The 23,353-nt window shown below is 50.8% G+C and carries 19 protein-coding genes; 11 read left to right on the top strand and 8 right to left on the bottom strand.

The features are described 5' to 3' along the window. Window positions 1-160: 160 nt before the first annotated feature. From UNDKW_RS27210 to UNDKW_RS27220, 3 genes are all read right to left on the bottom strand, one after another. Window positions 161-625, bottom strand: a complete 465-nt coding sequence (locus tag UNDKW_RS27210; protein WP_162061319.1) for a DUF494 family protein — start codon at window positions 623-625, stop codon at window positions 161-163. A 64-nt stretch (window positions 626-689) separates the two neighbouring features. Then, window positions 690-1,808, bottom strand: a complete 1,119-nt coding sequence (gene dprA / locus UNDKW_RS27215; protein WP_162061320.1) for a DNA-processing protein DprA — start codon at window positions 1,806-1,808, stop codon at window positions 690-692. Between the two features lie 12 nt (window positions 1,809-1,820). After that, the gene (locus tag UNDKW_RS27220; protein ID WP_162061321.1) at window positions 1,821-2,918 is read right to left on the bottom strand and encodes a LysM peptidoglycan-binding domain-containing protein; all 1,098 of its coding nucleotides are present in this window, start codon (window positions 2,916-2,918) and stop codon (window positions 1,821-1,823) included. Window positions 2,919-3,079: 161 nt separating this feature from the next. On the opposite strand from UNDKW_RS27220, the gene def reads away from it, so the two are divergent. From def to UNDKW_RS27240, 4 genes are all read left to right on the top strand, one after another. After that, window positions 3,080-3,604: a peptide deformylase gene (def, locus tag UNDKW_RS27225; RefSeq protein WP_162061322.1), complete on the top strand. Its 525-nt coding sequence runs from the start codon at window positions 3,080-3,082 to the stop codon at window positions 3,602-3,604. Then, window positions 3,604-4,560 (top strand): methionyl-tRNA formyltransferase, encoded by a 957-nt coding sequence (fmt, locus tag UNDKW_RS27230; protein ID WP_162061323.1) that lies wholly within the window; start codon window positions 3,604-3,606, stop codon window positions 4,558-4,560. Before def ends, fmt begins: the two co-directional genes overlap by 1 nt. Before the next feature lie 207 nt (window positions 4,561-4,767). Next, complete coding sequence (locus UNDKW_RS27235) at window positions 4,768-5,445, top strand: hypothetical protein (protein WP_162043941.1); 678 nt, start codon at window positions 4,768-4,770, stop codon at window positions 5,443-5,445. Next, a complete protein-coding gene (locus tag UNDKW_RS27240; RefSeq protein WP_162043942.1) occupies window positions 5,445-6,017 on the top strand; it encodes a FlgO family outer membrane protein in 573 nt (190 codons plus the stop codon). The genes UNDKW_RS27235 and UNDKW_RS27240 overlap by 1 nt, the downstream gene beginning before the upstream one ends. Before the next feature lie 88 nt (window positions 6,018-6,105). Here the strand turns inward: UNDKW_RS27240 and nhaR are convergent, their stop codons facing one another. Further along, a complete protein-coding gene (gene nhaR, locus UNDKW_RS27245) occupies window positions 6,106-7,017 on the bottom strand; it encodes a transcriptional activator NhaR (RefSeq protein WP_162061324.1) in 912 nt (303 codons plus the stop codon). 163 nt (window positions 7,018-7,180) lie between these two features. Between nhaR and UNDKW_RS27250 the strand changes: the two genes are divergently transcribed. Next, a complete protein-coding gene (locus tag UNDKW_RS27250) occupies window positions 7,181-7,864 on the top strand; it encodes a Bax inhibitor-1/YccA family protein (RefSeq protein ID WP_162061325.1) in 684 nt (227 codons plus the stop codon). 3 nt (window positions 7,865-7,867) lie between these two features. Continuing rightward, a complete protein-coding gene (locus UNDKW_RS27255; RefSeq protein WP_304941439.1) occupies window positions 7,868-8,824 on the top strand; it encodes a TerC family protein in 957 nt (318 codons plus the stop codon). Window positions 8,825-8,892: 68 nt separating this feature from the next. Here UNDKW_RS27255 and UNDKW_RS27260 read toward each other — a convergent pair whose 3' ends face one another. Both UNDKW_RS27260 and UNDKW_RS27265 read right to left on the bottom strand, forming a co-directional pair. Next, on the bottom strand, window positions 8,893-11,364 hold the full coding sequence (locus UNDKW_RS27260) for a DUF4214 domain-containing protein (RefSeq protein ID WP_162061326.1): 2,472 nt from the start codon (window positions 11,362-11,364) through the stop codon (window positions 8,893-8,895). Between the two features lie 94 nt (window positions 11,365-11,458). After that, window positions 11,459-12,097, bottom strand: a complete 639-nt coding sequence (locus UNDKW_RS27265) for a response regulator transcription factor (RefSeq protein WP_162061327.1) — start codon at window positions 12,095-12,097, stop codon at window positions 11,459-11,461. A gap of 404 nt (window positions 12,098-12,501) precedes the next feature. On the opposite strand from UNDKW_RS27265, the gene metH reads away from it, so the two are divergent. Next, a complete protein-coding gene (gene metH / locus UNDKW_RS27270; protein WP_162061328.1) occupies window positions 12,502-16,251 on the top strand; it encodes a methionine synthase in 3,750 nt (1,249 codons plus the stop codon). 74 nt (window positions 16,252-16,325) lie between these two features. Here the strand turns inward: metH and UNDKW_RS27275 are convergent, their stop codons facing one another. Then, window positions 16,326-16,625, bottom strand: a complete 300-nt coding sequence (locus UNDKW_RS27275) for a hypothetical protein (protein WP_162061329.1) — start codon at window positions 16,623-16,625, stop codon at window positions 16,326-16,328. A gap of 190 nt (window positions 16,626-16,815) precedes the next feature. After that, entirely contained in the window at window positions 16,816-19,689 is a 2,874-nt protein-coding gene (locus UNDKW_RS27280) for a TonB-dependent siderophore receptor (RefSeq protein WP_162061330.1), read from the bottom strand. Between the two features lie 286 nt (window positions 19,690-19,975). Here UNDKW_RS27280 and UNDKW_RS27285 point away from each other — a divergent pair, with 286 nt between their 5' ends. Genes UNDKW_RS27285 through UNDKW_RS27300 form a run of 4 tightly spaced genes read left to right on the top strand, consistent with a single transcriptional unit; the run spans window position 19,976 to window position 23,243 of the window. Continuing rightward, on the top strand, window positions 19,976-20,935 hold the full coding sequence (locus tag UNDKW_RS27285; RefSeq protein ID WP_162043950.1) for a LysR family transcriptional regulator: 960 nt from the start codon (window positions 19,976-19,978) through the stop codon (window positions 20,933-20,935). A gap of 56 nt (window positions 20,936-20,991) precedes the next feature. Beyond that, window positions 20,992-22,011 carry a transporter gene (locus UNDKW_RS27290; RefSeq protein ID WP_162061331.1) on the top strand — a complete coding sequence of 340 codons (1,020 nt, stop codon included), beginning with the start codon at window positions 20,992-20,994 and terminating at the stop codon, window positions 22,009-22,011. A 39-nt stretch (window positions 22,012-22,050) separates the two neighbouring features. Beyond that, the gene (locus tag UNDKW_RS27295) at window positions 22,051-22,740 is read left to right on the top strand and encodes a nitroreductase family protein (protein WP_162061332.1); all 690 of its coding nucleotides are present in this window, start codon (window positions 22,051-22,053) and stop codon (window positions 22,738-22,740) included. Window positions 22,741-22,775: 35 nt separating this feature from the next. Beyond that, entirely contained in the window at window positions 22,776-23,243 is a 468-nt protein-coding gene (locus UNDKW_RS27300) for a DUF4440 domain-containing protein (RefSeq protein WP_232063141.1), read from the top strand. Window positions 23,244-23,353 lie beyond the last annotated feature (110 nt).

The following is a 23,353-nucleotide window of genomic DNA, read 5'->3' on the forward strand; positions in this document are numbered from 1 at the left end:
TTCTCGAATAGTGTAAAGCGTGGTTGCCAATGTCTAATAGGCAACATTTCGCAAAATAAGCGTAAGACTAACCTAAATTTGCGGGGAATGTTAAACGTGATAGACGAAAAACCGCAATCTATGCGCGATTTTTGTCATAAAAATTCCATTTAGGAAATGATTAGTGCAAAAGCCTGCCTGTGTTGTCGTCATCTGACAACAATAACTCATCAAACATCAGCATGTCAGGCTCGGCGCCCTGGCTCCACAGCATCATCAGTACGATGATGCGCAGCTTATCCAGAGGCAGGGGTGATTCATTGACAACTAATGCCCTCTCAATCACGATTTCGCGTTGATTGGCATTCAGCAGCCCGGCAGATTCAAGAAATTGTATAAAACCCAGGGCTGGCGTACCCAGGGCAACAATTTCTTGCTCGGCATAAATCCTGAAGCCCTTGGAAACGGGGGCAGCCGCAGTTGGCTCTGCCGTATTCACGGCCAGACCAGTGAGCCAGCTCAGGGCTTCGGAAATTTCATCCTCAGGAAAGCCAACAGCGGACAATTTTTTAGTCAGCGCGGCCGTGTCAGGACAGGCATCCGGACGGTAATAGGTTTCGTAGAGGTAAACAAGTATATCAAACATACTGCTACTGTAGCCTTTGCAGCGATTTCAAACAAGCCCCTGCCAATTTGTCATCAAATATCAATCAGGCAAGTCGGCGGTAATAGCCACCCGGCAAAGCTTCCAGCTGTCCGCTTAGTTCCAGCGTTAACAACTCTGTCGTCAGACTGGAAATATCTATACCTGTGCGGCTGGCCAGCATATCCATATGGACAGGATCAAAGCTGATTTCTTTTAAAAGGCCAGTCTCAGATGTATCCATGTGCACAGCGACAGGCTTTGCCAGTGTATGCGGTGCAGGTAATGGCACCGACTGCAATTGCAATTCTTCCAATATATCCTGCGCGGATTCCACCAACTTGGCACCTTGACGGATTAACTGATGGCACCCCCTGGACAAAGGTGAGTGGATAGACCCCGGAATGGCAAATACTTCCCGCCCTTGTTCCGCTGCCATACGGGCAGTGATCAGTGAACCGGATTGCGCAGCAGCCTCAACCACCAATACTCCCTTGGCCAAGCCTGAGATGATACGGTTGCGGCGAGGAAAATTAGGCGCCAATGCCGGTGTGCTAAGTGAGTATTCACTGACGACGCAGCCACCTTCTGCAATCAGGTGTGCCAGATTACGGTTGCGTGCAGGGTAAACAATATCGGCACCTGTACCTATGACTGCAATAGTCGAGCCTGGGCCGCGCAAAGCCCCCTGATGAGCGGCGGCATCAATGCCAGCAGCCAGACCGGAGCTGATACACAGACCAGCATTACTTAAAGATTCGGAAAATTGCTCAGCATTGCGTATGCCTTGCACGGTGGCATTACGGCTACCAACAACGGCGACCGTGGCAGCCTCCAGCAAGGCAGCACGGCCTTTGACGTACAACATCAGTGGTGGATCGGGTATTTCCAGCAAGGCACGTGGATACCCTGCGTCCGCCAGTGTCAATATCAGATTACCTGGCTGTTCTTGCCAAGCCAGGGTCTTGTCCAGTTGCTGCTGAAACTCAGGTGGACTGGCCAGCAGGGCCTTGGCCAGTCTTGGTGTGACTACTTCACTGAGGGCGGCATGACTCGCAGCAAAGATCTGCTCAGGCAGACCAAATACAGCGAGCAAACGGCGTGCGGACTCATTGCCAACTCCTGGCGTTTGTTCCAGCCTTAACCAGGCACTTAAATCCTGGTGTACATCCAAACCAAGCGCCATCAGCAAGCGGAATTATCTTGGCGATTTAGCTGAGTCACCCACTTTGACGATATCTTTCACCTGCATGATAAGGCCGTAGGAGACATTATTGAATACACGGAAAATAAACAAATCACCAATAGGTTCATCTGGCAGTTTGACTGATTTATTGGCATCGGTTTTATCCTGTATCACTCTGCCATAGTTATACAAAGTGAGGACAGTACCTATATTCAAGCCATCATTCTTGCCGCGATTGATAGAAACGATCTGGTTCTGACCTGCCGAACCGACACCGCCATAGACGGATACGATACGGGCATCCACGTCTTCTTTAGGTGGATGTGGTACATAATTCAAAATCGGGGAAGGAGGAATAGGCATCAGACGATCACCCACTGCCATCTCTTGTTTTGACCTGACGACAGAGAAAGTATGCACGTCACTCTCGTCATTGCCTTCGCGTTCAAGCTTGACCGTACCGAGGTACACGGCCTCATAGGCGATGATGGCCTTGGTGACGGGGTCGCGCAAAGGCACGCCCGGACGGAAAACCTGGAACGAGGTGCTGCCATCCAGTTCACCCCGGACATAAGCCTGTTCATTCAGACCCAGGTTGACGCGACCTTCCTTGGTGGCAATAATGCGCGGCGCTACTGCCAGGTCATTATCTTCCAGTATCAGGGGCTGGGACAGGAAAGGCTCAATCACGGAAGCAGGGATAGCCGGGATCGCGTTCTCGCCCAGACCCTGAACACGCGATTTTGGATTCCACTTGACTGTTGGCACACCGCCGGGGTTGCCAAGGCGCAAACGGCCATTGACGCGGTCAAAATAAACGATCTGGCCAGGATAAATCCAGTGCGGGTTCTTGATGTCTTCCTGGTTCATGCCCCAGACTACTGGCCAGCACCAGGGGTTTTTCAGGAACATGCTGGAGATTCCCCACAGCGTATCGCCCTTGACGACGACATGCTTGTCCGGCGCTTCTGCCAAGAATTCGCACTTGGTTTTGCTGGCAACAGCTTGAGCCTGTGCGGTGGTTGCCTGTCCACCAGCAGCAAACGCCCCGGTAGAAATCAGGGGAAGACTGACAGCGAAGATGGAAGCGATTGTGCTAAACTTTTTCATGAATAATATCCGATGCAAAATACTGCAATACCGCAAGTGAAGGCGCGCAGGCAGGCGCAATCTTGCAAAACTTGCCAAATTGAATCAAATTCTGCCCATAAATCCTTGAACTAGCAAGAAAAACTGCGCAATAAGCATCAAAGCTTGTTGTGAAAAGTCTTATGACGATACTAAATATACTGCGCTACCCAGATGCGCGCCTCCATAAAGTGGCAAAACCGGTAACACAATTTGATGAACGCCTGAAAACCCTGGTGGCCGATATGGCAGCCACCATGTATGACGCGCCCGGCGTTGGCCTGGCGGCTTCCCAGGTCGATGTACACGAGCAACTGGTGGTCATCGACGTGTCAGAAACCAATGACCAGCTCCAGGTCTTCATTAATCCTGAAATACTCTGGGAAAGCGAAGAACGCAAGGTGTATGACGAAGGCTGCCTGTCGGTACCTGGCATTTATGATGGCGTAGAGCGCCCGGCCGAAGTCAAGGTGCGCGCCCTGGATGCCGATGGCAAGCCTTTTGAAATCCATGCAACCGACTTGCTGGCAGTCTGCATACAGCATGAAATGGATCACCTCAAGGGCAAGGTATTTGTCGAATACCTGTCGCCCATGAAGCGTAACCGTATCAAGACCAAGATGCTCAAAGAAGAACGCGAAGAGCAACGCAGACGGGCTGAACGTTAATGCGCGTCATCTTCGCCGGTACGCCGGAATTCGCGGCCACTGCCTTGCAAGCCATCCATGCGGCCGGTTTTGAAGTACCACTCGTACTGACACAGCCAGACCGGCCAGCTGGCCGCGGCATGCAATTACATGCTTCTGCTGTCAAGCAATTTGCCCTGCTACACGGTATCCCTGTGGCACAGCCACAATCGCTGCGCCTGGATGGCAAGTATCCCGATGTTGCCAAAGAAGCACACGATTTGCTTAATAACACGCCACACGATGTCATGGTAGTGGCGGCCTATGGCCTGATCCTGCCGCTATCGGTATTAAATATACCGCGCCTGGGCTGCCTGAACATCCACGGCTCACTGTTGCCGCGCTGGCGCGGAGCCGCGCCTATCCACAGGGCGATAGAAGCAGGCGACACTGAGACTGGCATCACCATCATGCAAATGGAAGAAGGCCTCGATACTGGCCCCATGTTGCTGAAGCAAAGTATTGCTATTAAAGACACAGATACCACAGGCATCCTGCATGACAAACTGGCTGCCATGGGTGGTGAAATGATTGTTGCTACATTGCAACAACTAGAAGACGGCAAGCTCTCGCCTGTCGTTCAGCCCGAGGCTGGTGTCAACTACGCATCCAAAATCAGCAAGGAAGAAGCTGCACTGGATTTCAGCTTGCCTGCAGAAGTACTTGCAAGAAAGATACGTGCCTTCAACCCTTTTCCCGGCACCCATGCTCAATATGCGGAAACCACCCTGAAAATCTGGGGGGCGAAGCTGTTTGAAACAACTGGTAACCATAAACCTGGGCAAATACTATCGGCGAATGCAGAGCAAGGTGTTATTGTTGCCTGTGGCCAAGGCTCGCTCAGCTTGACCGAATTGCAAAAACCCGGCGGTAAACGACTTTCGGTAGCAGATTTCCTGCAAGGCCATGCTTTAAATGAAGGAAATTTTTTCAGTTAGCTGAAAAAATGAAGCAAAAAAGCTACAACTTTCCTTAATAAACAGTGGTCTGTGCACGATATCTGCGGGAATAGTTCAATTAATGCCTTGATGCAAGCAAAATCTTTGTTGCCTGCGGCTACTTGTTGTATTCTCTTACACTGAATTATTGCCATTTTCGTTTTCGATAACAAAAACTCTGACTAAGACCTAAAAAAAGGTGAGCTCATGAAGAAATTTCTTCCCATTGCCCTGGCAGCCGCGCTGTTGGCAGGTTGTGCAACTCCATACAGTGAAACGCCATTAGCAGGCAATTTCCCGACGACGACGCAAAATAAATTGCAAGCGGCGTCGCACTGGCTCGTCATCGCAAAAGATGTAGCAGAGCAGATCAAACTCGGAACCGACAAGATAGGCGCACCGGTTTATGTCGTACCACCAGAGAAAGACAGCCAGTTCACCCAGGCTTTCTACACGCAGATCATTACTTCCCTGGTCAATCAGGGCGTTGTCGTACGGAAAATCAATGACGGCACAGCACAGGTGATCAATATTGAAACACAGCTGGTACGTTTTTCTCCTGACCGCCATCAAAACAAACGCTTCACCAGCGTGACTGCGATAGGTGCTGGTATTGCTGCCGTGCATGGCCTGGGCATACCGGTCAAGACAGATGCAGTCCTTGGCGGCCTCGCTCTGGCAGGTGCTTATGACTGGACCAGCTGGGTCAATCAGGAATATGCCAGAGGCCGTACGCCTCAGCACGAGTTGATCGTAACGACATCTTTGGTAAAGAATTCACAATATATCGCCCGTCGTACTGACGCGTACTATGTTTCGGATTACGACTGGACGCTTTACAATAAAGACACTGATTTCAACTTCCGTGTCGTTGGGGGCCAATAATGATGAAAAGTGCAGCTCTCGTTATCGCTTCAGCTATTGCACTCAGTGCTTGTGCCAATCTGGGCTTGGGCAATACGCCGCCGCCAGCAGCAGCATCACCAGTACCAACCTGGAAAGATGCTGAATCCAATGAATTCATTCCGGCCAACCAGCGTGCAGCAGATGCACTGATCAACAATGCTGGTTTGAAGCTTGATCCTTCGCGTCCATTGATTATTGCTACTCTTGCCAATATCAACTTCCTCGAAGAGTCTTCTACCTTTGGCCGCATCATTGCTGAACAACTTTCGGGTCAGTTCACCCGTCGTGACTACAAAATGGTGGAAATGAAATTCCGCGACAAAGTATTCATGAAACAAAATGTTGGTGAATTGCTGTTGACGCGTGAAATCAAGGATGTAGCGCAAAACCACAGTGCCCAGGCAGTCATCGTCGGTACCTACGCTGAAGGCGACAAACTGGTTTATGTGAACCTGAAACTGGTCAGGCCTAGTGATAATACCGTGATCAGCTCTGTTGATTACGCTATTCCTATGGATAAAAACGTCAAGACTCTGCTGGGTCGCCGTTAATCCGGGCAAGCTTCTTCAAGCATAAAAAAACGACAGCATTGCTGTCGTTTTTTTTATTTCCAGCGCATTGCTGTCAACATGGGGTACCTCATTCTTCCCCCATGGCAAACAGGTCAATACGCGCCGCGCGGCTAATTGCCAGTACGGCAGGGTGGGTCAGCTTGCGCTGTACTGAAATGGCATAAAACTGTTCCCTGATTTCATCCGTCTGCCCCAGCAACTGCAGGTCATACTGGCGCATGATCATGTCGGCAACCACGGTTGGTGCGGCAAAAATCCCTGCCCCGGCCTGGCCAAAGGCGCTCATGAGCGCACTGTCATCAAATTCACCGGCTATGCGTGGATGCAAACCCTGCTGATCAAACCATTGCAGCAAACGGGAGCGCAAGGCCGCATCCTCACCCGGCAATAAAAACGGCGCGGCGTCCAGGTTTGCAGGAAAAGCCTGCGGATATTGCAGCAACAAAGTCCCGGTGGCAAAAAAACTGATGCCGCACTCCCCCAATTGATGGCTATAGCCGCGCACATTGGCACTGGCGGGCATGGGGCGGTCTGACATGACGACATCGAGCTTATGAGTAGCCAGGTCGGCCAGCAAGACTTCCAGCTTGCCCTCACGGCAATTGATGCGCAGGGTTTGCTCCAGCTTCAGGGCGGGTTCGAGCAAGCGGTAAGCCAGAGGCTTGGGCAAAGCGTCGGAGACCCCCACCCTTAACTGTACGGTGCGCGCGGTGGGCCTGTGATGCAAAACTTCTTCCAGTTCCTGTCCCAGTGCAAAGATATCATCGGCATAGCTCAAGACCAGTTGCCCGGCCTCGGTCAGTTCCAGATTGCGCCCGCTCTTGCGGAACAAGGCTTCCCCCTGGATTTCTTCAAACAGGCTCAACTGACCACTGATGGTTTGCGGCGTCAGATGTAATTGCTCACTGGCGCGGGAAATACTGCCAGTCTTGGCAACCATCCAGAAATAATGCAAATGCTTGTAGTTGAGCTTGGACATATGAATTCGTTCTTTATGACAATACATCGATTTTTACGAACATATCTTCAATTATATTCGACTTTTCTTGTTTATCAGCAAGACCTACACTATCTCTACCTTCTGTTGAGAAGGTGCAGCCAATTTGCACATATGCATGGCTTCAACATTTCAGGAGAAAAGCATGAAAATCTTGAGTCGCTCTGCCACAGACGCACAAACCGTCGCCTATAGAGACAGTAATGTCAGCTCTGGCCATAAAGTCTTGCGCAACACTTATATGTTGTTGTCCATGACGCTCTTGTTTTCCGCATTGACTGCGGCAGCAACGGTTGCCTTCAATATTCCCGGCCCTGGCATCTTGCTGACACTGGTCGGCTACTTTGGCCTGCTGTTTGCCACGACTAAACTGCAAAACAGTGGCTGGGGTATTGCCTCGGTATTCGCCCTGACAGGCTTTATGGGTTACACCCTTGGCCCTATCCTGACACGTTACCTGGGCATGCCTGGCGGTACCGGTATCGTCATGACGGCGATGGCCATGACAGGTCTGATCTTCATGGGCTTGTCTGCTTACGTACTGATCAGCAAACGTGATTTCAGTTTCATGGCGGGCTTTTTGATGGTGGGTATGCTGGTGGCTTTTGTAGCCAGCCTGGGCGCGATTTTCTTCCAGATCCCTGCCCTGTCGCTGACAATTTCTGCCGTCATGGTCTTGCTGATGTCGGGCATGATCCTGTTTGAAACCAGCAACATCATTCATGGTGGTGAAACCAATTACATCATGGCGACTGTCAGCCTGTACGTCACCATCTTCAACCTGTTCACCAGCCTCTTGCAGTTGCTGGGCTTTATAGAGAAAGAATAAGAAATGATCCATTCCGTCGCTCAGCCCTGGATGTGGGCAGTATTTATCGCTTTTGTTCTACTCATGCTGGCAATTGACGTGTTGGCCCTCGGTGGGTCGCGCGCCCATAAAGTCAGCGTCAGGGAAGCAGCGGCGTGGTCATTGGTCTGGGTCAGCCTGGCCCTGATATTCGATGTTGGTTTGTGGATTTATTTGTCTGACACGGTAGGCCGGGAAGTGGCGACCGCCAAGGCCATGGAATTCCTGACCGGCTATGTCATAGAAAAGTCCCTGTCGGTAGATAATGTGTTCGTCTTCCTGCTGATCTTTGGTCACTTTGCCGTACCGCCGCAGTATCAGCGCAAGGTCTTGCTGTACGGCGTACTGGGTGCCATCGTCATGCGCATCATCATGATACTGGCTGGCAGCTGGGTGGTTACGCAGTTCTCCTGGGTACTGTATCTGTTCGGTATTTTCTTGCTGGTCACAGGTTTTCGTATGCTGGTCGCGGCTGAAAAGGAACCTGACCTGGAAGCCAACCCGGTCTTGCGCCTGGCAAAAAAACTGCTGCCATTTACAAATGAATTTCACAAAGAAAAATTCACGATCAAGGAAAATGGCAAACGCCTGTTCACGCCACTGTTCCTGGTGCTGATCCTGGTAGAAATATCCGACGTCGTGTTCGCAGTGGATTCAATACCGGCGATTTTCGCGGTGACGACAGACCCGTTCATCGTCTTCACCTCAAACATCTTCGCCATCATGGGCTTGCGTGCACTGTACTTCTTGCTGGCAGACATGGCTGACCGCTTCCACCTGCTGAAGTTTGGCCTGGCATTTGTGTTGATGTTTGTCGGTATCAAGATGCTCATCGTGAAGTGGATGCATGTACCGACCAGTGTTTCACTGATTGTTATTGGCACCCTGCTCGGCAGCTCGATTATTGCCAGCCTGCTCACCAGCCGCAAAAAGGCTGACTGAACACTAAACCACTTCACTTAATTACGATTCCCCTTGGCACATCACAGCAAGACCGTGATGTGCTTTTTTTAGTTCATGGCCATATCGATATGCTGCATTTGCTTTGGCTGGCCGATAATGGCAAGTGATATGTGCTCAGGCGTTTCGGCTAAAGTTGCCAGCTTTGTATCATGGGAGGCAAAGGCTGATGTGAAATTGGTCACAAGATAAGGGTTGGAAGAGCTTTCCACCACCTTCCCATTCATGTCAATCATCACGACTGAAACTGAACCACCGTTTCTTACTATGCTTTGCAAATCAACATTATTGGTCGTACCCAGATCAAAATCAACCGTTGTATCGTAGCTTAAGATGTAGTCATCTTTAGCTACAATTTGGCCATTGATTTCGAGGTAAGCCCGGCAACTGGCATATAAATAACCATTGATCGTTGCGCTAACCAATAAATTAGTATTTGAGTTGTTTAGGCTGTTTGCGACAATATTGCCACCAATAGGTTTCAAGCTAATGTTCGTTGCTGGTGTCCCCTCTTTCGAGACTAAATCCATATATATCTGGTAATCGGAGAATTTGCTGATGACCGTATTCCCTGATGAGCTGGTCAAAGCAAGACTCAGGTTACGATTCGTAAAATAGTCGTCATAGACTCGCCTTCCCAGGGGCTGGTCAAAAATGAAATCAAGCATCGTATCGTTGGCGCCGATGTTGGTAATTTTCGCAATGACGGTCCCATTTTCCATCAAGGCTGCGGAGCCACCCGTATTTTGTCCAGATATCATCGAGAACTGGATTTCACTCATACCGACATAACCAGCGTCAATCGTGGTGAATAACTTTCCTCTAGTTGGCAATGCAGGCGTGTCCAGAATAGAATTCAATGTCGCCTTACTACCAAACTGGTTAGGTCCAAGAGTCGCACTATTAATGCTGTCGACCAGCTTGCCATTCATGTCCACCATCGTGACAGAAACCACACCACCCGCATTGACCAGATTGCGCAATTGCTGGCTAGCCAAACTTGAAAGGCTGAAGTCTACCGATATGTCGTTCGCATTGACGGAAGAGTCGACTGCAACAACTTGTCCGTTGATTTTCAAATAGGCCTTTGAGTTGAGGTATTCCATACCATTGATGCTAGCCTTGACAGTCAGTCCATTGCCATCTGCATAGATATTGATATTGGATGCTGGAGTTCCATCCTTATACTTATATACAGCGGGGATCGAGTAATCAATTTTGCTGGTAGTCACATTACCAGCAGCGTCTGTCAAGACCAGGGTGAGATTTTTATCTTTAAAATGGTCGTTATATACCTGTTTGCCAATTTTGGGGTCAATGACAAAATCCAATACGGTATCTTTACTGCCTATGGATGTAATTTTCCCTATTGCTGTACCGTTGTCCAGCAAGGTTGCACTCCCGCCAGCCATTTGGCCCGGAAGAATGGCGTAACGAATATCCCCAAGAACGAAGTCAACATAACCGCCCCCGGTTGGAACCCACCATGTTTCATAAGTAGCATTCGCAGGAGAAATTGGCGGCGTTGTATCCAGCAGAACGGATAATTGCCCCCCTGCCTTGCCGGTATTTCCAAAAATATCACTGACTCGTACACCTATGTTTTTTAAGCCATCTGGCCCCAGGTTTGCACCACTGGGAATATGGATGACAGCCTTGTGGGTAATCACCTCGTCCATTGTCAAAACATGGGTAATGGGTATAGTGAATGGACTATCACCATTCATCAATTCGATTTGAAAACCAGTAGCGGCTTGCATACCTGTCAAATCAACCAGCACGTCCATGCCGGCTGCTTTTTCCAACATATTGATGCCATTACTTGCTGCAGCAATTTTTACTGCCGCAATTGGTTTCAAAGCAGGTAAAGGCCCGGTACCTGTCACGGTTAAAAGTATGCTGCGCATAAGCTCGAAGGTATAGGGGGAGCTATACAGATTGGCTTTTTCTACCGTGTTCAGGCTGGCCGTGAAGTTGGCTGAGAAATTAAGTTTATTCTGTATCGTGATACCGTCAAGACTGTCAGGCGTCGCGCCATTCAGGATGGCCAATGCTGCCGTACCCATATTGACGGCGCGCGTATCAATTTGGGTTGCCCAGTATGTCAGACCAGCCGCATCTGGTGCCCGGCCAAACAGGTTTTTGTACAAGGCAGTGACAACATCTGCAGTGCTTTTCCCGCCATAAGTTGCTACGTACTCGACTTGCTCACTGAATGACTGGGCCAGCCCGGCAAGAGAAATCTTGTTGCCATCCAATTGCCCTTCCCAGTAAGTTAAACCAGCCACATCGGCTGGACGGTTGAAGTAAGCGATATACAGTTTTTGTATGGTGCTGGCATTGATGCCCATGAGACGGCCTTTTCGACAAAAGATAAAAATACGGAAACGTGCTTGTGTCAGTTCCTGAGTGTGTGGTCTCTGGCTTTGCAAGGCGCGCAAAATCCCTGCCGCTTGGTGAATACGGCCAGAACGGAGGCAACAACGGAGAGCCAGGCTATGAACATCAGCCAGGATAGACAATGGCTTTGCCAAGCAGGTAGGACCAAATCAGCAATACCCTACATCTTGTTACTTACATATTGTAACAACTTTTGAAACAGTTGTAAGTAAGTACTCAGTTTTGATCTGGCGTGTATAAGCCAAGGCTGCGGGCGGCCAGTACGGCCTGGGTGCGGTTGACGACATTCAGTACCCGGAATATCGAGGTCACATGCATTTTCACGGTGATTTCTGCCAGATCCAGGCGCAGGCCTATCTCTTTATTGGACAGGCCCTGGCAAAGCAGGATCAGGGTTTCTTGCTGCCTGGGTGTCAAAGCCAGCAGGGGTTCTTCCTTGTTGGCCTGCTTACCACGCAAAGTGATCCAGGGATTATCCAGCACTTCATTGGCCAGTATCTTGCGCACCACTTCTATCATCAGATCCGTGGAGACCGCTTTGGAAATAAAGGCCTTGGCTCCGGCACGCAGAGCGGCATCGACCTCGCGCCTGTCTTCAGATGCGGAAACCACGACGATAGCAGCGTCTGCATAATGTTTACGTAGCGAACAGATGGCTTCTACCCCATTCATGCCTGGCAGACGCAAATCCAGCAAAATCAGGCGCAAGCTGGTGTGAGTGGCCGACTGTGCCAGGGCCTCTTCTGTAGAAGTGACCGCCGCCACTTGTGCTTCCCCCAGCAGGTGACGCATGAATAGCAGCAAGGCATCACGATAAATCGGGTGGTCTTCAATAATCAGGGCAGAAATTTTCATCTGATTTATTGGCAGGAAGGCAAAAAGTAAACATCGTACACAGGTATTACCTTTAATTAATAGTGCAGACAGAATATTGATGCCGTCACTGCAATTCGGCAAGTAAAAACTGTTAGTTCAGATACGGTGTGGCTTGCAGACACGCTTCAATCAGTCGCCAGCCTTGGCCTCCGTGGTCTTTTTACCATCTCAATTGGCTTTTACCGGGTCGTTTGTATTGACAAAAAACCGACAGCGCCATGACCCGCCATACCCAAGCCCTTGATTTGACGTATAATTTACGCTTTCTTGCGCCGATTTGAGATTCAGATTGCGGGCGCGTAATAAGTGCTGCTAAAAGGACGTCGCCCGATCCGCCTGCACACACAAGCTGATCGGGTTTTGTTTTATTGCGAGTAAACATCATGACTACGACCCTGCCTGTATCTGCCCTCGAAACCCGTTTGCGCGAGATTTTGCAAAAGCGCATCCTGATACTCGATGGTGCCATGGGTACCATGATACAACGCTATAAACTGACGGAAGAAGATTATCGTGGCGAGCGTTTCAAGGACTTTACCGGTCCTGAAACCGTGCGTGAACTCTTCGTCAAGGGTAATAATGAATTGCTGTCGCTGACACAGCCGCATGTCATTGCCGAAATCCATGAGCAATACCTGGCTGCCGGTGCCGACCTCATAGAAACGAATACCTTTGGTGCGACGACCGTCGCACAGGACGATTACCACATGGCGCACCTGGCCTATGAGATGAATGTCGCCTCAGCCAAAATTGCGCGCGCTGCCTGCGATAAATATTCAACGCCGGACAAACCACGCTATGTGGCAGGCGCCCTGGGTCCTACGCCCAAGACCGCATCGATTTCACCAGACGTCAATGATCCAGCGGCACGTAATGTCACCTTCGACCAGCTGGTGGCAGCTTACCTCGAGCAAACCCGTGGCCTGGTGGAAGGCGGTGCCGATGTGCTGCTGGTCGAAACCATTTTCGATACGCTGAACTGTAAAGCAGCGCTGTTTGCCATCGACCAGTTTTTCGAAGAAACCGGCACCCGCCTGCCCATCATGATTTCAGGCACGGTAACCGATGCGTCTGGCCGTATCCTGTCGGGCCAGACGGTACCAGCATTCTGGAATTCGGTGCGCCATGCAAAACCGCTGACCATAGGTCTGAATTGTGCACTTGGCGCTGCCCTGATGCGCCCGTATGCAGAAGAATTGTCGAAGATTGCTGACACCTTTGTCTGTATTTACCCGAATGCCGGTTTGCCCAATCCCATGAGTGACACCGGCTTTGATGAATTGCCAGCCGATACCTCAGCCCTGCTGAAAGAATTTGCCGAAGCCGGTTTTATCAATATCGCCGGTGGCTGCTGCGGTACCACGCCTGACCATATCAAGGCGATTGCCGACATCCTGCAAAGCAAAACCCCACGCGTCATCCCGACTGTACCGGCAGCGATGCGCCTGTCTGGCCTGGAGCCGTTCACGATTGATGAAAGCTCATTGTTCGTCAACGTGGGTGAGCGTACCAATGTCACCGGCTCAAAAGCTTTCGCCCGCCTGATCCTGAATGAACAATACGACGAAGCCCTGGCAGTGGCACGTCAACAGGTAGAAAACGGCGCGCAAGTCATCGATATCAATATGGATGAAGCCATGCTGGATTCGCTAGCGGCGATGACACGCTTCCTGAACCTGATTGCATCTGAACCTGATATCGCCCGTGTGCCTATCATGATCGACTCGTCGAAATGGACAGTCATCGAAGCGGGCTTGAAATGCGTGCAGGGCAAGGCTATCGTCAATTCGATTTCCATGAAAGAAGGCGAAGCAGAATTCCTGCGCCAGGCCACATTGTGCAAGCGTTATGGCGCGGCTGTCATCGTCATGGCCTTTGATGAAAAAGGCCAGGCCGATACCTACGCGCGCAAGGTGGAAATTTGCGAACGTGCTTATCGCCTGCTGGTCGATAAGCTGGATTTTGATCCGCAAGACATTATCTTTGACCCGAATATTTTCGCGGTCGCGACAGGCATAGAAGAACACAATAATTATGCTGTCGACTTTATCGAAGCCACGGCCTGGATACACAAGAACCTGCCCGGTGCCAAGATCAGCGGCGGTGTCTCGAACGTGAGTTTCTCTTTCCGCGGCAATGACCCGGCACGTGAAGCAATACACACGGTATTCCTGTACCACGCCATCAAGGCGGGCATGACCATGGGTATCGTCAACGCCGGTATGGTCGGTGTATATAGCGAGCTTGATGCGGAATTGCGCGAGCGTGTCGAAGACGTGGTGCTGAACCGTCGTGAAGACGCGACTGAGCGCATGATAGAATTTGCCGCCACGCTGAAAGCTGGTGGAAAGAAAGAGGAAGCCACGCTGGAATGGCGCAATGACCCGGTAGAAAAACGCCTGGCCCATGCGATGGTGCACGGCATCACCAACTGGATCGTCGAAGATACGGAAGAAGCCCGCGCTGCCATCATGGCCGACGGTGGCCGCCCTATCCAGGTCATCGAAGGCCCGCTGATGGCGGGCATGAATATCGTCGGTGACCTGTTTGGCCAGGGCAAGATGTTCTTGCCGCAGGTGGTCAAATCTGCCCGCGTCATGAAGCAAGCTGTGGCCCATCTTATCCCCTTCATCGAAGAAGAAAAGAAACGCAGCGGTGACAACAAGCCCAAGGGCAAGATCGTCATCGCTACCGTCAAAGGCGATGTGCATGACATAGGCAAGAACATTGTTACCGTGGTCTTGCAGTGTAATAATTTTGAAGTGGTCAACATGGGCGTGATGGTGCCCTGCTCAGAAATCCTGGCGAAAGCCAAAGCAGAAAATGCCGACATCATAGGCCTGTCCGGGCTGATCACACCTTCGCTGGAAGAAATGGCTTACGTCGCCAAAGAGATGCAGCGCGACCCGCATTTCCGCATGCTTAAAATCCCGCTGCTGATCGGTGGTGCGACTACCAGCCGCGCCCATACTGCGGTCAAGATTGCGCCCAACTATGAAGGGCCTGTCGTGTATGTCGCCGATGCTTCACGCTCAGTGTCGGTTGCACAATCGCTGCTGACACCAGAAAGTCGTGACCAGTACATCGCCGAACTCGGTAGCGATTACGACCGCATCCGTACCCAGCATGCGAATAAAAAAGCCACGCCCATGGTCACGTTGGCGCAGGCACGTGCCAACAAGATGAAAGTGGATTTCACGGGCAGCAATGCGCCGGTCAAACCAAAATTCATAGGCCGTCGCCTGTTCAAGAATATTGATCTGGCGACGATTGCCAATTACATAGACTGGGGCCCGTTCTTCCAGACCTGGGACCTGGCTGGTCCTTTCCCGGCAATATTGACTGATGAAGTCGTCGGCGAGGCTGCAACGAAGGTATTTGCCGAAGGCCAGGCCATGTTGAAGAAAATCATCGAAGGCCGCTGGCTGACGGCGAATGGTGTGGTATCCCTGCTGCCTGCCAATACCGTCAATGATGACGACATAGAAATCTATACCGACGACACCCGCAGCCAGGTGGCGCTGACTTACTACGGCACCCGCCAGCAAACCGAGAAACCCATCATTGATGGCGTACAAAGACCCAACCAGTGCCTGTCAGACTTTATCGCGCCAAAAGACAGCGGTATCAAGGACTATATAGGCATGTTTGCTGTGACCGCTGGCCTGGGCATAGAAAAGTATGAAAAACGCTTTGAAGATGCTCATGATGACTACAGCAGCATCATGCTGAAATCACTGGCCGACCGTCTGGCTGAAGCCTTTGCCGAATACCTGCATGAACGCGTGCGTAAAGACCTGTGGGGTTATGTCGCTGATGAAGCCTTGAGCAATGAAGACCTGATCAAGGAAAACTATAAAGGCATACGCCCTGCTCCCGGCTACCCGGCATGCCCGGAACATACGGTCAAGACCGAGATGTTCAGGCAGATGCAGTGTGAAGAAATCGAGATGTACATTACCGAATCATGGGCCATGATACCGGGCGCGGCAGTATCGGGTTTTTACTTTGCCCACCCTGAATCAAAGTATTTTAGCGTGGGCAAGATTGCCGATGATCAGGTCACCGATATGGCAGCACGCCGTGGCGTGCCCAAGGAGGAAGTAGAACGCTGGCTGGCACCGAATTTGTAAGCGCCCGGGGGACCGGGGTCTGGCCCTGATTCCCTCTAGTGAACTGTAGCCTGCTGCAGGATGCTGTATAAAACTTAGCCCATTTCCCTGACGATGATCGTAGTCAGTTCGCTGGCAACCTCGGGGTCAAAGCCCTCTTCCAGCAAGCGCCACTTGAAACTGTTGCCGAGCTGCGCTTTCTTATAGACGTTCAAACGGTGATCCCGTTTAAATTCCAGTACTTTGATTGCCGCCTGCTGCATGACTTTCTGGCGTTTGGCCACGGTCTTGTCTTGCTTTTTTTTGGCCATTTCCAAGGGTATTTCCTTGATGACAAATTCAGCAAGCTGCAGACCGAACGCTTTTTCTTCTTTTGTACTGAACCAACTAAACATGGCGTGCTTTCTACTTGTATCAAAAATCCAGCCCATCCTCACAATGCCATGATGCCTTATCTGCATGTGTGAGCTGACTTACCAGAGACAGATGTCTTAAATGCCCTGATTATACTGAAACTTTGTCAGGCTTAATAAAAAACAGGGGCCTAGGCCCCTGTTCTTATACTACGTCTTGCACTATTGCAGATTATTTGAATACATAACCTACGTTCAGACGGAATGCACGGCCATAAGCATTGTGCAGGCTGTCGTTGTAACCACTGGTTGTGTAGCTGGAGCTTGGATCATAAGGTGCTTTGGAATCCAGGGCATTCAATACACGCAGACCGATAGTCAGGTCTTTGATACCTTTGTAGGTGTAACCCAGATCCACTGTAGTCCAGCTGGCAACTGCGCATTCAGGTACATAAGTCAGGTATTTCGCAACGCCACCCAGGGATGTCGCTGTGGAAGGCTGGCCAGTACCATAGTGGCAATAAGACACTGGGTAAGTTTCAGCAGCATTGGTGTAACGCATCAGGGATACGCCGCCAGTGAAGTTGATTGCACCATTGACTGTGTGCGCTGCCTTGGTCCAGGAAGAAGACAGGCTTGCACGCAGACGTGGAATGTCGCCAACGCTGGTAGAGAAGTTGGAGATGCCGCCACGTGTACCAACCAGGTTAGTTTCTGGATCACCCGGTTTTTCTGCACGACGGAATTCTATTGTGTAGGAAGTACGGAAACGTGTATCCAGTTTGCCATTGTCGCCGAGGTTATTGCGCAATGCCATTTCGACGTCAACACCACTGACTACTGTACTGCCCTGGTTGACGTAGTTACGCAACAGGGAGATCAGCGGGCCAGAGTTAGGAACGACATTGCCGTTCTTGTCTTTGACAAAGTTGACAGGATTGGTATCACGCACCACTGTGCCTGGATATGCATCTTGATTATTCAGGATCAGCGTGGAAGACAGGGCTGCCACTTCATCTTCCTTACGGATGTTGTAGTAGTCAACCAGGATGTCGAAATCACGTGTAGGCGACAGAACCATGCCCAGCGAGAAGCTGCGTGAAGTTTCTGGCTTCAGGTTAGGATTCTGACGGATCAGGGTAGAAATGCTTCTGGAGCAATCTGTATTGTCTGCGCCTGTCAAAGGTGTCTTACCATCCGGGCAACGGATAGGATCAGCCAGGCCGTTCAGGAAAGTCTGCGTGCCGCCTGCTGTAACCTGTACCAGTGCTGGAGCACGGAAACCTTGTGCATAAGTGGAACGGAAAGCCAGAGAATCATTGACTGTCCATTTTGCACCAATTTTTGGTACGAAATTGGTTTTGAAGCTAGGGTATTTATCGATACGGCCAGCAAAGTCCATTTCGAAGTTTTTCAGGAATGGCGTACGTACTTCAACAAAAGCGGAAGTGACGTTGCGTTGCCCCTGGATAAACTGGTTAGCCAGACCCAGAACCTGACCAGAGCTGGTCAGGTTGTCTGGTGTCAGTGTCATTTTTTCCTGACGGAATTCAACACCGGATGCAAAACCAATAGCGCCGCCTGGCAAGTTGCCGAATTCTGTACTTGCCTTGAAATCAGCCTGGGCGATTTCAGCTACGCCAACACTCTTCAGTGGACGGCTCAGGTTAGGCTGTTTGGCAACATCAGCCAGAGACATGTTCTGGTTAATCAGTTTTTGCACTTCTGGCAGCAACAGGAAGCCATTAGCGATATCTGTACGCTCGGAACGGTTCCACAGAACGCCAGTTTCCCAATCCCAGGTCTTGTAAGTGCCTTTCAGGCCAGATGCGAAACGCAGGGCTTCATTGGTGGTATTGCTGCCACCAGCGACGTTTTCAAAGCGGTAAACCACCGCTGCACGGCTGGTCGGGAAAGGATTGTCAGGATGACCTACCGGCAGAATAGCCTGGAATGGCGTACCTGCGCCAGACAGGGCGAATGCTGTAGATGGTGTGCGGCCATCGATAGTACGTGAACCACCTGTGTAGTCACGGTCAGTTTTGGTGTAGGCTACTTCAGCAAAAGCGGACAGCGTGTCATTGATCTGGTAAATACCACGTGACATCGCGCTGATGTCCTGGCCTGCGCCTTGTACTTCAGCAAAGTCGTCGAGGTTGTAGTTACAGAACTGACGGCCATACAGAGCACTTGTCGTAGCGATATTGTATTGGGAACCACCAGTGATCAAACGGGAAGGATCGCAATTGGTACGGTTAACCACGTTGGCGTCATTGGCAGAGAAAAACGTGTTACTGCCTGGTGTACGTTCACGGTAAAAGAATGGCTGGTTACTCGCGAAGCTGGAGTAAGGCGACAGACGGCTGTTGAGTATGCTGTACAGGTTTTTTTCTACGTCGTTGGCATCCTTGATGGCAACGCGGTCACGCTTGGATACTTCAGCACTGACAGTGATGTTGTAACCGTCTTGTGCGTAGTTACCAAAACCGGCAAAACCACTGATGCTTTTTTTCTTGAACTGGTTGTCGTCATTGGCACCAATGCTGGCATTCATTTGTATGCCTTGGTAATCACTCTTGGTGATGAAGTTGATAACACCGGCGATAGCGTCAGAGCCGTAAACTGCAGATGCACCATCCTTGAAGATCTCTACGCGTTCCAGCATGGACAAAGGAATGCTGTTGATATCGTACAGTGTCGATTGACCTTGATTAGGATTGGCATAAGCCGATGGTGTCATGCGACGGCCATTCAACAAAATCAGCGTGGAGCTGGACCCCAGGCCACGCAGGGATGCTGTCGCTACGCCGCGGGAAAAGCCGCCATCAACTGCATCGAATGCGCTGCCGCTGCCCAGGGCAGGGATAGTGCGCAGCAATTCAGCAACAGATGTTGCACCGCTCTGGCTGATATCTTTTGCCGTCAGAGTCTGAATAGGAGAAGTACCTTCTTTATCAATACGCTTGATATGGGAACCAGTGACTTCAATTTTTTGAATTTTTTCTGCTGGCTCTGTCTGCGCGTGAGCATTGACGAGCATACTGCCAGACAACATTGCCAGTGCCAGCTTGACAGCATAAGCACATTTCTTCTCTTGATAAAACATCCAGAATCTCCTTGGTGGAACATGAACAGGTATAGCCTGCAAAGACGGCAACAATCGCTTAAGTCTCTTGAACTGACTTGAGGTTTCGCGGTCGAACCTAAACGTTGCTTAAACAATGTGCATATCGTCTTGTTTTTACGCGACAGGGTTTTGCAAAAAGCCTGTGGTTTTCCACAGTCCGCGCAACACTAGCAATTCGATACACTTTGTTGCATTTCAGAATGATCCCATTACAATTTCATTACCGTCCAATGAGAATTTCACAAAAACGTATATAATTATCGTTATGATTGATACCTTACCCATAGAAAAGTACTTCGCCCGGCAACTCAAGATCAAGCATCTTCGCCTGCTGGTAGAACTGGCTGACAAGCAGACGGTTGCTCAGGTTGCGGCGACTTTGCATGTCAGCCAGCCGGCTGTTTCCAAGATGCTGGGTGAAATGGAAGAAGGAATAGGTGTCAAATTATTTGAGCGTGCTGGCCGTGGTATAAAACCAACACCCTCGGGCGAATGTCTTATCAGACATGCCAGAGAAGTTTTATTTAATTTACAAAAAGCACATCAGGAGATGCGTTCTCTGGCTACCGGCACCGTCGGCAAAGTCACGGTCGGCATCCTGAGTGTGGTCTCAACCACCATTATTCCCAAGGCCGTCAAGATACTCAAGGCCAGCTGGCCAAACGTCACTTTATGCATCATGGACGGTACAGTCGATCAGCTCTTGCATGAACTGCGCGAAGGCAAGATAGATATGGTCATAGGCCGGGTGTTTTCTGAACGTGCGGCAGAACACCTGCAGGAAGAAGTCTTGTATGACGATCCCCTGGTCATCGTCACCTCCAGCAAGAACCCGCTGGCAAGACGCGATAACCTGACCTGGATGGATTTGAATAACCTGCCCTGGATTTTGTCGGTAGAAGAATCACCGACCCACCAGCGCATGATCAACCTGCTGGCCAAGAACGGTTTGAACAAACCTACCGACGTCATTGAATCGGTATCGCGCTCAGTCAACGTGCCTTTGCTGATGGAGCCACCACGCCTGGGCTTGTTGTCGCTGTCAGCGGCCCGTCAACTGGTGGCGGAAGGTGTCTTGCAAATCCTGCCCCTGAACCTGGGCCACCTGCCCAGCCCGGTAGGCATGATATGGAACAAGACCCGGCCTTTGTCACATGCCGCCCTGACCTTCCAGGATTGCATACGCCAAGCTTCGCAATCCTACAAAAACATGCTGGTAGGCTAAGCATGAACATGCTTGGCTGATTTACAATGTGTCCAGTTTCTTCGCCTGGACAGCAAATGCAAACAGATCACTTGTCGTATGGTTCAGATCAGTCGGGGCTGATTTGTGGCTATGTTTTTGCACATGAACAGCCAGGCAAGCTCCTGGACACCAAAGAGGCAGTCGAATGGCTGCAATCGCGGCACAGCAGCCGCGATGATTCTTTCATCTGGCTGCATTTCAATTTATCCAATGTCGCTGCGGAAAAATGGCTGCGCGAACATGCGTCCCTGCCGGACGAGTTTTTCGAAACCCTGCATGAAGGCTCACGTTCTACCCGCATAGAACACGCTGACCATAGCCTGATCGCGGTCGTCAATGATGTCTTGCATGATTTTGCCTTTGAAGCCTCGGACATCGCCACCTTGTGGCTGAATGTCAGCAGCAATGTCATGATCAGCGCCAGGCGCAAACCCCTGAAGTCGGTAGACCGGTTGCGCAATGCGGTGAACCAGGGTGAACATTTCAGCTCACCGACAGAATTACTGACCCATTTATTGCGTGACCAGGCTGATGTGCTGATAGGCATAGTGCGCAATGTCATCAAGAAAATCGATGATATCGAAGATCACCTGCTGGCTGACCGCCTGAATCACAAGCGTGCCAATCTCGGCGAGTTGCGCCGCGTACTGGTGCGCCTGCAAAGATTGCTGGCACCTGAGCCTGCCGCCCTGTTCCGCCTGCTGCAAAGACCACCAGTCTGGGTGGCAGAGCGCGATGTACAGGAGTTGCGGCAATCGACAGAAGAATTTGCCGTGGTCTTGAGCGATATGGCCTCTCTGCAGGAACGCATCAAACTCTTGCAGGAAGAAATTGCTGCCAGCGTCAATGAGCAGAATAACCGCTCGCTGTTCGTGCTGACGATCGTCACCGTACTGGCCCTCCCCATCAATATCATCGCCGGCCTGCTCGGCATGAATGTGGGTGGCGTGCCCTTAGCGCAACATGAAAATGGTTTCTGGATCGTCGTTGCCATCGTGGCGACGTTTACTGCGATTGCCGGTTGGCTGGCATTCAGGAAAAATCGTAACGATTAAAGCTTCGCATCCCTTCCACCAGTATTGCAAGGAAAAGCCATGAGCAAACTGTCATTCAATCAGGGATCGCCACAGTTCATTCAGCTATCAACTTACCAGTCCTACCCTGAAAGCGAAATGCTGGCACGTGCGCAAAGCTTTTACGAGGGCATGAAAAGACGCAAGACCATACGCGAATTTTCTGACCGTCCCGTACCACGCGCAGTCATAGAGACCTGTTTGCTGACAGCAGGTACAGCACCATCAGGTGCCAATCACCAGCCCTGGCATTTTGCCGTGGTCACCGACCCCGCCCTGAAGCACAAGATACGCATAGAGGCAGAGATAGAAGAGCGCGAGTTTTATGACAGACGTGCCCCGCAGGAGTGGAAAGATGCCCTGGCACCACTGGGCACGGACGCGGACAAACCTTTCCTGGAAACTGCCCCTTATCTGATCGCCATCTTTGGGCAAAAAGCCACACTCATGGATGACGGCAGCGCTGTCAAAAATTATTATGTGCCTGAGTCTGTATCGATTGCGACTGGCTTTTTGATTTCAGCCCTGCATCAGGCTGGCCTGGCAACACTGACCCATACCCCCAGCCCCATGGGATTTTTGAACCAGTTGCTGCACAGACCAGACAATGAAAAACCGTATATTTTGCTGGTAGTTGGTTACCCGGCAGAGCATTGCCTGGTGCCGAATATACAAAAGAAGCCACTGGAGCAAATTGCCAGCTTCTTTTAACCCTGTAAGCTGATGTCCATCTGAAGGGATTTCTTATGACTGCCATTTATTCACGCCTGCTGCTGGCCGCTAGTCTGCTTGCCGGCATGATTATCAGCCTGGATACCCATGCCGCTGATGATCATGCAGAACTGGTCAGACAGGTCATGCAAACTGAAGCCGCCTTCGCCAGGACCATGGAAGTACGTGACCACAAGGCTTTCACTGAATTCCTGGCAGATGAAACCATCTTTTTTTCGACCAAAAAAGTCTTGCACGGCAAACAGGAGGTGGCAGCCGCCTGGAAACGCTTTTATGAAGGCCCTGCCGCCCCTTTTTCCTGGGCACCGGAAACAGTAGAAGTGCTGGAATCGGGCAAGCTGGCACTCAGCAGCGGGCCGGTACGTGACCCGCAAGGCAAACTGGTGGCGAGCTTTACTTCCATCTGGCGGCAAGAAAGCCCTGGCGTCTGGCGTATCATTTTCGACAAGGGAAATGATGTCTGTGATTGTGCCAAGCCTTGAACATGGCAAGACCCCTGTTTTTGCATCAAAACCAGCACAATTTGAGCATAAAACCCACATTCAAGCCGGAATTGTAGGCAGACACACAAAAAGGTGATGTAACATGCAGA

It is taken from the genome of Undibacterium sp. KW1 (assembly GCF_009937955.1).
Taxonomy (GTDB): domain Bacteria; phylum Pseudomonadota; class Gammaproteobacteria; order Burkholderiales; family Burkholderiaceae_D; genus Undibacterium.

Excerpts from the sequence above, each read along its gene's own strand:
- UNDKW_RS27210 (WP_162061319.1), bottom strand. The coding sequence starts at position 625 with ATGTTTGATATACTTGTTTACCTCTACGAAACCTATTACCGTCCGGAT.
- dprA (WP_162061320.1), bottom strand. The coding sequence starts at position 1,808 with ATGGCGCTTGGTTTGGATGTACACCAGGATTTAAGTGCCTGGTTAAGG.
- UNDKW_RS27220 (WP_162061321.1), bottom strand. The coding sequence starts at position 2,918 with ATGAAAAAGTTTAGCACAATCGCTTCCATCTTCGCTGTCAGTCTTCCC.
- def (WP_162061322.1), top strand. The coding sequence starts at position 3,080 with ATGACGATACTAAATATACTGCGCTACCCAGATGCGCGCCTCCATAAA.
- fmt (WP_162061323.1), top strand. The coding sequence starts at position 3,604 with ATGCGCGTCATCTTCGCCGGTACGCCGGAATTCGCGGCCACTGCCTTG.
- UNDKW_RS27235 (WP_162043941.1), top strand. The coding sequence starts at position 4,768 with ATGAAGAAATTTCTTCCCATTGCCCTGGCAGCCGCGCTGTTGGCAGGT.
- UNDKW_RS27240 (WP_162043942.1), top strand. The coding sequence starts at position 5,445 with ATGATGAAAAGTGCAGCTCTCGTTATCGCTTCAGCTATTGCACTCAGT.
- nhaR (WP_162061324.1), bottom strand. The coding sequence starts at position 7,017 with ATGTCCAAGCTCAACTACAAGCATTTGCATTATTTCTGGATGGTTGCC.
- UNDKW_RS27250 (WP_162061325.1), top strand. The coding sequence starts at position 7,181 with ATGAAAATCTTGAGTCGCTCTGCCACAGACGCACAAACCGTCGCCTAT.
- UNDKW_RS27255 (WP_304941439.1), top strand. The coding sequence starts at position 7,868 with ATGATCCATTCCGTCGCTCAGCCCTGGATGTGGGCAGTATTTATCGCT.
- UNDKW_RS27265 (WP_162061327.1), bottom strand. The coding sequence starts at position 12,097 with ATGAAAATTTCTGCCCTGATTATTGAAGACCACCCGATTTATCGTGAT.
- metH (WP_162061328.1), top strand. The coding sequence starts at position 12,502 with ATGACTACGACCCTGCCTGTATCTGCCCTCGAAACCCGTTTGCGCGAG.
- UNDKW_RS27275 (WP_162061329.1), bottom strand. The coding sequence starts at position 16,625 with ATGTTTAGTTGGTTCAGTACAAAAGAAGAAAAAGCGTTCGGTCTGCAG.
- UNDKW_RS27280 (WP_162061330.1), bottom strand. The coding sequence starts at position 19,689 with ATGTTTTATCAAGAGAAGAAATGTGCTTATGCTGTCAAGCTGGCACTG.
- UNDKW_RS27285 (WP_162043950.1), top strand. The coding sequence starts at position 19,976 with ATGATTGATACCTTACCCATAGAAAAGTACTTCGCCCGGCAACTCAAG.
- UNDKW_RS27290 (WP_162061331.1), top strand. The coding sequence starts at position 20,992 with ATGCAAACAGATCACTTGTCGTATGGTTCAGATCAGTCGGGGCTGATT.
- UNDKW_RS27295 (WP_162061332.1), top strand. The coding sequence starts at position 22,051 with ATGAGCAAACTGTCATTCAATCAGGGATCGCCACAGTTCATTCAGCTA.
- UNDKW_RS27300 (WP_232063141.1), top strand. The coding sequence starts at position 22,776 with ATGACTGCCATTTATTCACGCCTGCTGCTGGCCGCTAGTCTGCTTGCC.